Source organism: Comamonas aquatilis, from assembly GCF_965139575.1.
GTDB lineage: Bacteria > Pseudomonadota > Gammaproteobacteria > Burkholderiales > Burkholderiaceae_C > Comamonas > Comamonas aquatilis.
Window position 1 is genome coordinate 388,245 of the sequence record NZ_CBCSIW010000003.1, and the last position, 11,416, is coordinate 399,660.

Consider the following 11,416-nt stretch of genomic DNA (forward strand, 5'->3'; position numbering starts at 1 on the left):
TGCAAACGCAACGCGCTTATTACTTTTACTTTTGGTTCTCGCCCCCGGCGGCTGAGAGGTAAGCGCGCGCACCTGCAAACAAACCTCCCAAAGAACCGCCGAAGCTGTAAAGCCCGGCGGTTTTTTTTCACCCCTACGTTTTAGCGCTCCCGGTTTACATCGATCAACGACCTCACGAAAGCTTGCAATGACTGCTCTGAACGCATCCACCGCCGATTCCTGGTATCGCAACGGTTCTCCCAAAACAGGCCAGACCGATGACGCACGTATCAAGGAAATTACCGTGTTGCCCCCTCCAGAGCACCTTATTCGCTTCTTCCCCATCTGCGGCACGCCCGTGGAATCGTTGATCAGCGACACCCGCCGCAGCATTCACAACATCATGAATGCCAAGGACGACCGCCTGTTGGTCATCATCGGTCCTTGCTCGATTCACGATACGGCGGCTGCTCTGGACTACGCCCGCCGCCTGGCGGCCGTGCGCGAGCAATACAAGGACACGCTGGAGGTGGTGATGCGCGTGTACTTCGAGAAGCCACGCACCACCGTGGGCTGGAAGGGCCTGATCAACGATCCCTACCTGGATCAAAGCTACCGCATCGACGAAGGTCTGCGTATTGCCCGCCAGTTGCTGATCGACATCAACCGCATGGGCGTGCCTGCAGCCAGTGAATTCCTGGACGTGATCTCGCCCCAGTACATAGGCGATCTGATCAGCTGGGGTGCGATTGGTGCGCGTACGACCGAAAGCCAGGTGCACCGTGAGTTGGCCTCCGGCATCTCGGCACCCATTGGCTTCAAAAACGGCACCGACGGCAATATCCGCATCGCCACTGACGCCATCCAGTCCGCCAGCCGTGGTCACCACTTCCTGTCGGTGCACAAGAACGGCCAGGTTGCCATCGTGCACACCGGCGGCAATCAGGACTGCCACGTGATTTTGCGCGGCGGCAAGACGCCCAACTACGATGCCGGCCATGTGGCTGCTGCTTGCAAGGACCTGGAGGCAGCAGGTCTGAATGCAACGCTGATGGTGGATTGCAGCCATGCCAATAGCTCCAAGCAGCACGAGCGTCAGAAGGACGTGGCCCGCGATATCGCCGGCCAGATTGCCGGCGGTTCCAACAGCGTGTTCGGCGTGATGATTGAAGGCCACATCGTTGGCGGCGCCCAAAAGTTCACTCCCGGCAAGGACGATGTAGCGGCACTGACCTATGGCCAGAGCATCACCGATGCCTGCCTGAATTGGGATGATTCGCTGGCTACGCTGCAAGAGCTATCGCAGGCCGTCAAGCAGCGTCGCGTGATGGCGGGCGCCAAGGCAGAGGCGGAAGTCGCGGCCTGATTGATGAGCTGGACATGAAAAAGGCTGCAGGGTTTGCGCTCTGCAGCCTTTTTCGTTGTGGAGCCGCTTGATTGATGCAGCTTGATGGCCGTTTAGTGGCGTGTGTCCTCGGCGGGTGGTGGCGTCATGCCGCAGCCATTGAGGCTGCCGTCGATGCGCGACAGGACGAGCAGCAACTGGCGCTTGTCAAAGTCGCTGCGCTTTTCCCACTCATGCTCGGCCAGAGGGTGAATATGGCTTTGATGGGGCAGCTGGCCCTTGGCATCGATCAGCGCACGCAAGCGCGGCAGAAACACCCATTGCAGCCATTCGTGCAACTGCAAGGTGTCGTACATAAAAGGCATGGTCGATTCCAGCGCCTTGGGGCTGGGCGGAGTGGCAGACCATAGTTGCTGGGCTTGCAGCTCAGCTTCCAGTTGCTGCAGATGTTCCAGCAGTTCGTTGTGCATATGTGCGGTAGTCATGGTGATGCTCAAAGCTGAGGGCGAAAGCCAGAGTTTTCAATAGTGTGTGCAGCCAGATGCCGACCATGGCTTGATGCTTGAAAAAAGTCAAAACTGAGGTGACGACAGGGTTACAAAAGTCTCGTCTGGGCTTGAACTATGCATTTTTGCCCCTATATTTAGACATCATCTGCACCAAGTGCTATGAAATTCGTTGTCTTGACCCGGTGTTAACCGCCGATTTTTGGTAACTGCCGTGATGCATTGACAGCATTGAGTGCTGCAAATTCAATAGCGCAGTTGTCTGCCAGCCGTCAGCTTGGCCGGAATCAGGATGCGAGACAGCCCTTAAGCTGTACCCATCAACTACGGTAGCGACCCGATTGCCGCATATCTGCGGCGTGTGCGGGTGGGCTGCCTGTCATGACAGGATGAGAGGAAATTCATGCGTAGCGAAGTGATAGTGGTTTTAGATGCCGATCGTGAATTCCGGGTGGACACCGAATCCTTGACGCCGGTGAGCTCGGACCAGGGACGTCTGTGGCTGGATCAGCAGTTCATCGCGCTCGATTGCGAGCCCCTGCGCGCGACTGGCAAAGTGCTGCTGGCCGACAAGCTGGTCGTGGTGGCACGCGAAGCCCGCAATCGCCCCGATTTGTTTGACAACGAAGATTGGCGCAACAACTATGCCGTGGCCGCTCAGGCCGTGCTGTCCAAGCCGCTGATCCGTGTGGATGTGCCGGCCATGTCCATCAGCTATTAATGCTATCAATAGAATAGCTTAATTTCATTGATTTATTTAGGGTTGAGCACTGTTTGATGGTTTGTTGAAGCTTGCGAGACGATCGCGGCGAATCTTGGGAATCGAAAAAGCCCGCGACCAATTGGCGCGGGCTTTTTGCTGTCTGGGGCAGCCGCTTACCGGGTTGCCAGTGCTTCCAGCAGCTTGGCATGTATGCCGCCAAAGCCTCCATTGCTCATGCAGACAATATGGTCGCCATGTCGTGCCACAGCCGTGATCTGGGCAATCAGCTCATCGATATTGCCGGCGACCTGAGCGCGCTGGCCCGGGCCTACGCCCATGGGCGTCAGCGCTTCGGCGGCATCCCAATCCAGGCCGGCCGTGTGGCAAAAAGCCAGATTGGCGCTTTCCAGCGACCAGGGCAGCTGGCTTTTCATGGTGCCCAGCTTCATGGTGTTGCTGCGGGGCTCGAATACGGCAAGGATGCGGGCCTCGCTGCCGAGCTTGCGGCGCAGGCCGTCGAGTGTGGTGCGGATGGCCGTGGGGTGGTGGGCGAAGTCGTCATAGACCTCAATACCATCCACCGTGCCGCGCAGTTCCATGCGGCGCTTCACGTTCTGAAAGCGCGACAGCGCTTCACAGGCGACCTGGGCGCTGACGCCCACATGGTCGGCTGCGGCAATGGCTGCCAGGGCATTGAGCTGGTTGTGCACACCGGTCAGCGACCAGGAGAGATGAGCGACTTTCTTGTCGCGCAGCAGCACGTCAAAGTCGCTGGGATCGCCATCGGCGCTGAAATCGCTGACGGCCGTGCCGAACGTGCGCTCTTCGCTCCAGCAGCCCTGGCTCAGTACGCGGGTCAGGCTTTCTTCCAGGCCGTTGACCACGACGCGGCCCGTGGCAGGCACGGTGCGCACCAGGTGGTGGAACTGGCGCTCGATGGCGGCCAGATCATCAAAGATGTCGGCGTGATCGAATTCCAGATTGTTGAGCACGGCCGTACGCGGGCGGTAGTGCACAAATTTGCTGCGCTTGTCGAAGAAGGCTGTGTCGTATTCGTCGGCCTCGATCACAAACAGCGGCTCGTCGCCCGCGGGGCCAGGCCCGTTGGTCGGACGCTTGGCAGAGCCCAGGCGGGCAGAGACGCCAAAGTCCAGCGGCACGCCGCCCACCAGAAAGCCGGGCTGCAGGCCCGCGCATTCCAGTACCCAGGTCAGCATGGAAGTGGTGGTGGTCTTGCCATGGGTGCCGGCCACGGCCAGCACGTGGCGGCCTTGCAGAACATGCTCTGCCAGCCACTGCGGGCCGCTGGTATAGGCCGCTCCGGTATCCAGAATCGCTTCCATCAGCGGAAATTTGGGCGAGCCGTCGGGTAGGCGCTTGCGGCTGACCACATTGCCCACCACATACATATCGGGCTGTAGCGAGATCTGATCGGCGCTATAGCCCTCGATCAGCTCGATACCCAGCTGACGCAGCTGATCGCTCATGGGTGGATAGACGCCCGAGTCGCAACCCGTGACCTTGTGACCGGCTTCGCGTGCCAGAGCGGCCAGGCCACCCATGAAGGTGCCGCAAATGCCCAGAATATGTATGTGCATGGGCGGGCATTCTACGTTTGTGCATGCGCTATGTGGGCAAGCCAGTCGGCGCAATGAGCGCCCTGGTAACTTTTATTATCAAATTGATAGCTGCTTGTGCATATTGATACTGGCGTTGAGTGCTAAATGCTGGATTGCTCTGGCGAGACAAAGCCTTTGCTCATGAGCACAAAAGGCCTGGGCCTTCAGGCATGGGCCACAATGCCTGCAGACATCTGCCAGATGCCGCCAGATACCTACTCTTGTTATGAGCCTGAATCCTGTGACCGATGAAATTGCCCAGACAGCCGCCCGCATGGTGGTGGAGGAGGGGCTGGAATGGGGCCCTGCCAAACACCGGGCCGTGCGCCAACTGGGGTTGCCCAACCGTACTGCCTTGCCTGACAACGAGCAGCTGGAAGCTGCGGTGCGTGAATATATAGAGCTGTTTTGCGCCGACACCCAGCCGGTGGAGCTGCAGGCTTTGCGCGAGCTGGCTCTGGTCTGGATGGACAGGCTCACGGAATTTCGCCCGCATCTGGCCGGAGCTGTTTGGCGTGGCACGGCAACCCGGCTGTCTGATGTCTATCTGCAGCTGTTTTGCGATGATCCTAAGTCGGCCGAAATCACCTTGATCAACAACAATGTGCAGTACGAGCCCAGCACGGTGACTGGTTTTCATGGCCAGCCGGTGGAGGCGCTGTCCATCCACGCGTTTTGCAAACCTCTCAATGAAACCGTGGGTGTGCATCTGATGGTTTATGACAGGGATGATGTGCGCGGTGCCCTCAAACCTGACAGCGCTGGCCGCAGCCCGCGTGGTGATGCATTGGCGCTGCGCAAATTGATGGCGCAGCTCGAGCAGGAGAATGGCAATGCGTGAGGGTGTCGACAGTCAGGACGTGAAATCCGCGCGCAGCTCCCGTCGCCTGTGGTTGACGGGCGGCGTGGCGGTGGCTGCAGCAGCTGCCGGCGCTGGAGTGGCCTGGTGGCGCAGCCAGCCCCAGGCCATGGGGCCAAGCGCAGAGTTGCAGCTATGGGGCCAGATTTTCGAAACCCCGGATGGCAAGCCTTTTGCCATGGCTGACTGGAAGGGCAAAAGTGTTTTGCTCAATTTCTGGGCCACCTGGTGCCCTCCCTGCGTCAAAGAAATGCCCATGCTCAGCGCGTTTGCCGCGCAGCAGGCGCAGCACGGCATACAGGTCATCGGTTTGGCAGTGGACAAGAATGAAGCGGTGCTCAGATTCCTGCAGCGTCAGCCCGTGCAATACCCTGTTGCTATGGCCATGCAGGGCGGTCTGGGACTGACCCGCTCGCTGGGCAATCTGCAAGGAGGCCTGCCGTTCACGGTGTTATTTGATGCCAAGGGGCAAGTGCAACAACGTAAAATAGGTGAGTTGTCGAGCGAAGATCTCGCTAATTGGAGTCAGAAGCGCTGATTTAACGGATTTGGCCTGTCAGGAAAGTGTTGGGGATGCCAATTCCATGGCGACGTTGCTGAAAAATATGTGCCATTGCACGCAATAGGGCGAAATTGAGGTAAATTCGCGCCCTGTTTAGTTTTAAGCCGCTGGAGCTCTCATGGATTTGCGAAAACTCAAGACCCTCATTGATCTGGTGTCCGAATCGAATGTTTCGGAACTGGAAATCACAGAAGCAGAGGGCAAGGTCCGTATCGTCAAGAGCGAAGGCGCTGTGGTTCAGCAGTTTGTCGCTGCGCCCATGCAAGCTGCGGTGCAACCTGCCCCTGTGGCCGCTGCTCCGGTAGTCGCCCAGGCTGCGGCGCCTGCTGCTGAAGGCCATGTGGTCAAGTCTCCCATGGTCGGTACCTTCTACCGTGCTTCCAGCCCTGGCGCCAAGCCCTTTGTGGATGTGGGCAGCCAGGTCAAAGAAGGCGAGACCATCTGCATCGTTGAAGCGATGAAGATTCTCAACGAAATCGAAGCCGACAAGAGCGGCACAGTGGTGCGCGTGTTGGGCGAGAACGGCCAGGCTGTGGAATACGGTCAACCCCTGTTTGTGATCGAGTGATGATCTTGGGGTACCGGATGCTGCACAGGCTTCGGTACCAAGGTGCGCCAGCTCAGGGTGGCGCGGCTGAGTCATTGGCAGTGGCCTGCGCTGAGGTGCGGGCAACAAGCTGCGAGGAACTTCATGTTTAAGAAAATTTTGGTTGCCAATCGGGGCGAAATCGCCCTGCGCATCCAGCGCGCTTGCCGCGAGCTGGGTATCAAGGCGGTGATGGTGTATTCCGAAGCCGACCGTGATGCCAAGTATGTCAAGCTGGCCGACGAGGCCGTCTGCATCGGCCCCGCTCCGTCGCCGCTTTCCTACCTCAATATGCCGGCGATTATTTCGGCTGCCGAGGTGACGGACGCCGAAGCCATTCACCCCGGTTACGGCTTCCTGTCCGAGAACGCCGACTTTGCCGAGCGCGTGGAAAAGAGCGGCTTTACCTTCATTGGCCCGACGCCTGAGAACATCCGCACCATGGGTGACAAGGTTTCGGCCAAGCAGGCCATGATCAAGGCCGGCGTGCCCTGCGTGCCTGGCTCCGATGGCGAACTGCCCGACGATCCGGCGTTGATCCGGCGCATTGCCAAGGCGATTGGCTACCCGGTGATCATCAAGGCCTCGGGTGGTGGTGGCGGTCGCGGCATGCGTGTGGTGCACACCGAAGCTGCGCTGATCAATGCCGTGCAAATGACCAAGGCCGAAGCCGGTGCTGCTTTCGGCAATCCTGCGGTCTACATGGAAAAGTATCTGCAAAACCCACGTCACGTGGAAATTCAGATATTGGCCGATACCTTCAAGAACGCCATTTATCTGGGCGAGCGTGACTGCTCCATGCAGCGTCGCCACCAGAAGGTGATCGAGGAAGCGCCGGCTCCAGGCATTCCGCGTCGCCTGATCGAAAAGATCGGCGAGCGCTGCGCTGCAGCCTGCAAGAAGATTGGCTACCGCGGTGCAGGCACCTTCGAGTTCCTGTACGAAAACGGCGAGTTCTACTTCATCGAGATGAACACCCGCGTGCAGGTGGAGCATCCCGTGACCGAGCTGATCACCGGTGTGGACATTGTGCGTACCCAGATCATGATTGCTGCGGGCGAAAAACTGCCCTACACACAGCGTCAGATCGAGTTCAAGGGTCATGCGGTCGAGTGCCGTGTGAATGCTGAAGACGCCTACAAGTTCATTCCTTCGCCCGGCCGTATCACCATGTGGCATGCCCCTGGCGGCCCCGGCGTGCGTGTGGACACCCATGTCTACAACAACTACTTTGTGCCGCCCAACTACGACTCCATGATCGGCAAGATCATCACGTACGGCGACACCCGCGAACAAGCCATTGCCCGCATGCGCACCGCGCTGCAGGAGACCGTGGTGGAAGGCATCAACACCAATATTCCTCTGCACCAGGACTTGATGGTCGATGCCAAGTTCATGGAAGGCGGCACCAACATCCACTACCTTGAAGAGTGGTTGACGCACCGCAACACCAACAAGCGATGATGCGGCGAGAGCCCCGTTTGACGCTGTGACTTCTTATGCTGGCCTCTGGCGACGGAGACCAGCATTTTCGTTTTTCAGGAAAGTACGATTGACGTGAACCCTGCATGCTCAAGGCGTTTGCTCCTTGTGATGCCCCGGTCTATGTCGATTCGAGAAAGGATGGCCCATGTTTGAGCTGAGCCTGTTGTGCCCGGAAGACCGGGTTGAAACCATCAGCGATGCGCTGGATGCCCTGGACGCGCTGAGCGTTTCTGTGGAAGATGCCGACGCACAAACCGATGCCGAGCAGGCATTGTTTGGCGAGCCCGGCATGCCCCCGCCCAAGGATGGCTGGCAGCGCAGCCGCGTGATTGCGCTGTTTCCCAACGAGGAAGCTGCCAGGGAGGCACGTGCCTTGTTGGAGCCGCAGGACTTTTTTGAAGGCTGCTCCGTGCTGGCCGTCAAAACGGTTCCCGAGCAGGACTGGGTGCGCCTGACGCAGTCGCAGTTTGCACCGGTGGATATCACGCCCGAGTTCTGGATTGTGCCCACCTGGCATGAGTTGCCCCCCGAGGCCAAGATCAGTATCCGTCTGGACCCAGGTCTGGCCTTTGGCACCGGCACTCACCCCACCACCCGCATGTGCCTGCGCTGGATCTCTCGCCAGGCCGAGGGCACGCTGGGCCGCACGCTGGATTACGGCTGCGGTTCCGGCATTCTGGCCATCGGTGCGGCCAAGTTCGGTGCCACCGAGATCGACGCGGTGGACATCGATCCCGCTGCTGTGGAGTCGACCAACTACAACGCCAGTGCCAATCATGTGCAGCTGAAGTCGGGTCTGCCCGATGCGGCTGGTGGTGCATACCAGACCGTGCTGGCCAATATCCTTGCCACCCCGCTCAAGGTACTCGCCCCTTTGCTGTGCGCCCGCGTACAAGCCGGTGGCAATCTGGTGCTGGCCGGTATTTTGGAGCGCCAGGCAGACGAGCTCAAAGAGGCTTACGCCCCTTATCTGCAACTGGAAGTGGCGGACAGCGAAGACGGCTGGATCCTCATGACGGCCCAGCGCGCCGCCTGAACCTACTCAAGCTCGTGACAGATGCAGGCTCGCTCCGCTGGGGCGCGAGCCTGATGCTGCCTACAATTGCCAACCGATGAGCCAAGTCACACGCTGCCCTTCTTGCGACACCCGTTTCAAAGTGGTCGCCGACCAGCTGCGAATTTCGCAAGGCTGGGTGCGCTGCGGTGTTTGCCAGAACGTTTTTGATGCCTGCGAAGATTTGCAGACCTGGGACGAAACCGCTCTGCCCGCGCCGCTGAATGCCCAGCAGGCCGAGCCTCAACAGCTGGCTGCTGAGGCTGGTGTTGCATCGTCGGAGCAGGCAGATGAACGAGCGGATGAGCGGGTGGTTGCTATTGAAAATATAGCTTCAAGCGTACATCAGGAAAAGGCTTTGCCGGAGTTTGACTCTTTACCTGCGAGTGCCAAGACCGAGACTCTGGAAGTCGCAACACAGGATGAGCTTCATGCATCTGTGCCCGATGCCGCAGCGGCCGTGCCGGAGTCCGAGGTCCATGCGCAGACGCATGCCGCTGTACCAACCCAGCACCTGCAGGAATCTTACGAGCCTGTGCTTGGGGATCAGGCTTGGCCTTTGTCTCATGCAACATCGATAGCCGCCGCGCCCAGTGTGGCGGACGTGGATGCCTTGCCAGACTGGGGTGAAGCCGCCAGTGACGATATGCGGAAGCCGGCAGATGTCCAGGATGCCGCAGCTGCGGCCCCTGATGCTTCTGATCCCGCTGTTTCTGCCGACGCGGCCCTGATGCAGCAGCAATTCAAGACAGTGCTGACTGACGATCGTGGCGCCGTAGATACGGATGACGAGCGCAATGCGCCCGTCGATACAGCCCCATCGCTTGATGCGGCAGAGCCGGGCTTTGTGCGTCAGGCACGCCGGCAAGCTTTCTGGCATAGCGCGGCGGTGCGCGCGGTCTTGCTGCTGGGCTCTTTGCTGGCCGTTGTGGCACTGGCGGCCCAGTATGCATGGCAGCAGCGCGATGCGCTGGCTGCGCAGTACCCGGGGCTGCGTCCGCCGCTCGGCGTGTTGTGCAAGGCTGCAGGCTGCCAGCTCCAACCCAGGCGCGAGATTGCCGATGTCGTAATCAGCAGCTCGGGCTTCAAGCAGCTGGCGAACACCGATGCCAACACATACCAGTGGAGCCTGAGCCTGGAAAACCGCTCCTCAGTGGCGGTGGCCATGCCCATGGCCGAGCTGACGCTGACCGATGCCCAGGACAAGCCGTTGCTGCGGCGCGTGATTGATCTGCAGCCGCTGGGTGCGCCCCTGCAGTTGCTACCAGGCCAGGAATGGAGTGCGAGCATCTCCGTGCAAGTACAGCCTCTGTCGGCCCCCGTGGCTGGCTATCGCGCCCTGGTTTTTTATCCCTGATTGAATCAAGAAAGAGAACGACATCATGGCCGCTTTGATCTGCGGATCGCTGGCATTCGACAACATCATGACCTTTGAAGGTCGTTTTGCGGACCAGATTCTTCCCGACCAACTGCACATTCTGAATGTGTCGTTTCTGGTGCCTACCTTGCGCCGCGACTTTGGCGGATGCGCCGGAAACATTGCCTACAGCCTGAAGCTGCTGGGTGGCGATGCCTGGCCCATGGCCATGGTGGGCAGCGATGGTGCCGGCTATGTGCAGCACTTCAAGGATCTGGGGATTGAAACCGCCCATGTGGGTCAGTTGCAGAGCACGCACACGGCCCAGTGCATGATCATGACCGACCGCGACAACAACCAGATCACGGCCTTCCATCCCGGAGCCATGATGCAGGCGCATGAAAACCGCATCACGCCCGCCATGGCCGCTCAGGCCAAGGTCGGCATTGTGGCGCCTGACGGCCGTCAGGCCATGGTGGAGCATGCTGCCCAGTTCAAGGCGGCAGGCATTCCTTTTGTCTTTGATCCAGGCCAGGGCCTGCCCATGTTCAACGGCGAGGAACTCAAGGCCTTCATCGAACAGGCGGACTGGGTGGCGGTCAACGACTATGAAGGCAAGATGCTCAGCGAGCGCACGGGCTGGAGTTTTGCGGAACTTTCCTGCAAGGTGCGTGGTCTGATCGTGACGCTGGGCGCCGAAGGCTGTGAGGTCTGGGTGCAGGGCGAGAAGACGCTGGTCGCTCCCGTCAAGCCGGCTGCCGTGGTGGACCCCACGGGCTGCGGCGATGCATGGCGCGGAGCCCTGTTGTTTGGCCTGGAGCGTGGCTGGGATCTAGTGCGCTGCGCCGAACTGGGCAATCGCATGGGCGCGCTGAAAATTGCGCACCGTGGGCCGCAAAACTATGTGCTGGACTTTCAGCCCTGAATGGCCAGAAACCTAAGGCCATAAAAAAGCCCGGCTCTCGCAAGAGGCCGGGCTTTTTTTGAGTGCCGAGCAGTCGTTGTGGCCAATCGAGTGCTTAGGGCTTGTTGCCTGTGGGGAAAGGCCATGCAGCCTGAGGTGCCAGCTTGGTCTGAGCGATAGGTGCTGGAGCTTCTGCTGCAGGGGCAGGGGCCGTAGCCGCTTTCTTGGCAGCAGCCTTCTTGGGGGCAGCAGCCTTGGCGGTCACAGCCTTCTTGGGCGCAGCAGCCTTGGCAGTCACAGCCTTCTTGGGAGCCGCAGCGGCCTTGGCAGTCACAGCCTTGGTGGCGGCCTTCTTGGGCGCAGCAGCGGCCTTGGCAGTCACAGCCTTGGTGGCGGCCTTCTTGGGCGCAGCAGCGGCCTTGGCAGTCACAGCCTTGGTGGCGGCCTTCTTGGGCGC

At 59.8% G+C, this 11,416-nt stretch carries 12 protein-coding genes; 9 read left to right on the forward strand and 3 right to left on the reverse strand.

Going from position 1 to position 11,416, the window contains the following annotated elements; translation table 11 throughout:
- The first annotated feature begins 187 nt into the window (after positions 1–187).
- The gene (locus ACNAZA_RS06835) at positions 188–1,345 is read left to right on the forward strand and encodes a 3-deoxy-7-phosphoheptulonate synthase (RefSeq protein ID WP_415795732.1); all 1,158 of its coding nucleotides are present in this window, start codon (positions 188–190) and stop codon (positions 1,343–1,345) included.
- 92 nt (positions 1,346–1,437) lie between these two features.
- Here the strand turns inward: ACNAZA_RS06835 and ACNAZA_RS06840 are convergent, their stop codons facing one another.
- Positions 1,438–1,809 carry a YqcC family protein gene (locus tag ACNAZA_RS06840; RefSeq protein ID WP_415795733.1) on the reverse strand — a complete coding sequence of 124 codons (372 nt, stop codon included), beginning with the start codon at positions 1,807–1,809 and terminating at the stop codon, positions 1,438–1,440.
- A gap of 424 nt (positions 1,810–2,233) precedes the next feature.
- Here ACNAZA_RS06840 and ACNAZA_RS06845 point away from each other — a divergent pair, with 424 nt between their 5' ends.
- The gene (locus ACNAZA_RS06845; protein ID WP_415795734.1) at positions 2,234–2,551 is read left to right on the forward strand and encodes a hypothetical protein; all 318 of its coding nucleotides are present in this window, start codon (positions 2,234–2,236) and stop codon (positions 2,549–2,551) included.
- 155 nt (positions 2,552–2,706) lie between these two features.
- Here the strand turns inward: ACNAZA_RS06845 and mpl are convergent, their stop codons facing one another.
- Positions 2,707–4,131, reverse strand: a complete 1,425-nt coding sequence (gene mpl, locus ACNAZA_RS06850; protein WP_415795735.1) for a UDP-N-acetylmuramate:L-alanyl-gamma-D-glutamyl-meso-diaminopimelate ligase — start codon at positions 4,129–4,131, stop codon at positions 2,707–2,709.
- Positions 4,132–4,378: 247 nt separating this feature from the next.
- Here mpl and ACNAZA_RS06855 point away from each other — a divergent pair, with 247 nt between their 5' ends.
- The 7 genes from ACNAZA_RS06855 (at position 4,379) to ACNAZA_RS06885 (ending at position 10,980) form a co-directional block, all read left to right on the forward strand.
- Positions 4,379–4,993: a hypothetical protein gene (locus ACNAZA_RS06855; protein WP_415795736.1), complete on the forward strand. Its 615-nt coding sequence runs from the start codon at positions 4,379–4,381 to the stop codon at positions 4,991–4,993.
- Positions 4,986–5,549: a TlpA family protein disulfide reductase gene (locus ACNAZA_RS06860; RefSeq protein WP_415795737.1), complete on the forward strand. Its 564-nt coding sequence runs from the start codon at positions 4,986–4,988 to the stop codon at positions 5,547–5,549. The genes ACNAZA_RS06855 and ACNAZA_RS06860 overlap by 8 nt, the downstream gene beginning before the upstream one ends.
- Before the next feature lie 142 nt (positions 5,550–5,691).
- On the forward strand, positions 5,692–6,141 hold the full coding sequence (accB, locus tag ACNAZA_RS06865) for an acetyl-CoA carboxylase biotin carboxyl carrier protein (RefSeq protein WP_415795739.1): 450 nt from the start codon (positions 5,692–5,694) through the stop codon (positions 6,139–6,141).
- A 123-nt stretch (positions 6,142–6,264) separates the two neighbouring features.
- Positions 6,265–7,623 (forward strand): acetyl-CoA carboxylase biotin carboxylase subunit, encoded by a 1,359-nt coding sequence (gene accC / locus ACNAZA_RS06870; RefSeq protein ID WP_415795740.1) that lies wholly within the window; start codon positions 6,265–6,267, stop codon positions 7,621–7,623.
- Positions 7,624–7,789: 166 nt separating this feature from the next.
- Complete coding sequence (gene prmA / locus ACNAZA_RS06875) at positions 7,790–8,680, forward strand: 50S ribosomal protein L11 methyltransferase (RefSeq protein ID WP_415795742.1); 891 nt, start codon at positions 7,790–7,792, stop codon at positions 8,678–8,680.
- Positions 8,681–8,756: 76 nt separating this feature from the next.
- Positions 8,757–10,055: a zinc-ribbon and DUF3426 domain-containing protein gene (locus ACNAZA_RS06880; protein ID WP_415795743.1), complete on the forward strand. Its 1,299-nt coding sequence runs from the start codon at positions 8,757–8,759 to the stop codon at positions 10,053–10,055.
- A 25-nt stretch (positions 10,056–10,080) separates the two neighbouring features.
- The gene (locus ACNAZA_RS06885) at positions 10,081–10,980 is read left to right on the forward strand and encodes a carbohydrate kinase family protein (RefSeq protein ID WP_415795745.1); all 900 of its coding nucleotides are present in this window, start codon (positions 10,081–10,083) and stop codon (positions 10,978–10,980) included.
- 94 nt (positions 10,981–11,074) lie between these two features.
- Here ACNAZA_RS06885 and ACNAZA_RS06890 read toward each other — a convergent pair.
- The coding region (locus ACNAZA_RS06890) for a hypothetical protein (protein WP_415795746.1) at positions 11,075–11,416 on the reverse strand (342 nt) is incomplete at its 5' end.

What these genes read in the sequence shown, in the direction of transcription:
- ACNAZA_RS06835 (WP_415795732.1), top strand. Translation starts at nt 188, where the DNA reads ATGACTGCTCTGAACGCATCCACCGCCGATTCCTGGTATCGCAACGGT.
- ACNAZA_RS06840 (WP_415795733.1), bottom strand. Translation starts at nt 1,809, where the DNA reads ATGACTACCGCACATATGCACAACGAACTGCTGGAACATCTGCAGCAA.
- ACNAZA_RS06845 (WP_415795734.1), top strand. Translation starts at nt 2,234, where the DNA reads ATGCGTAGCGAAGTGATAGTGGTTTTAGATGCCGATCGTGAATTCCGG.
- mpl (WP_415795735.1), bottom strand. Translation starts at nt 4,131, where the DNA reads ATGCACATACATATTCTGGGCATTTGCGGCACCTTCATGGGTGGCCTG.
- ACNAZA_RS06855 (WP_415795736.1), top strand. Translation starts at nt 4,379, where the DNA reads ATGAGCCTGAATCCTGTGACCGATGAAATTGCCCAGACAGCCGCCCGC.
- ACNAZA_RS06860 (WP_415795737.1), top strand. Translation starts at nt 4,986, where the DNA reads ATGCGTGAGGGTGTCGACAGTCAGGACGTGAAATCCGCGCGCAGCTCC.
- accB (WP_415795739.1), top strand. Translation starts at nt 5,692, where the DNA reads ATGGATTTGCGAAAACTCAAGACCCTCATTGATCTGGTGTCCGAATCG.
- accC (WP_415795740.1), top strand. Translation starts at nt 6,265, where the DNA reads ATGTTTAAGAAAATTTTGGTTGCCAATCGGGGCGAAATCGCCCTGCGC.
- prmA (WP_415795742.1), top strand. Translation starts at nt 7,790, where the DNA reads ATGTTTGAGCTGAGCCTGTTGTGCCCGGAAGACCGGGTTGAAACCATC.
- ACNAZA_RS06880 (WP_415795743.1), top strand. Translation starts at nt 8,757, where the DNA reads ATGAGCCAAGTCACACGCTGCCCTTCTTGCGACACCCGTTTCAAAGTG.
- ACNAZA_RS06885 (WP_415795745.1), top strand. Translation starts at nt 10,081, where the DNA reads ATGGCCGCTTTGATCTGCGGATCGCTGGCATTCGACAACATCATGACC.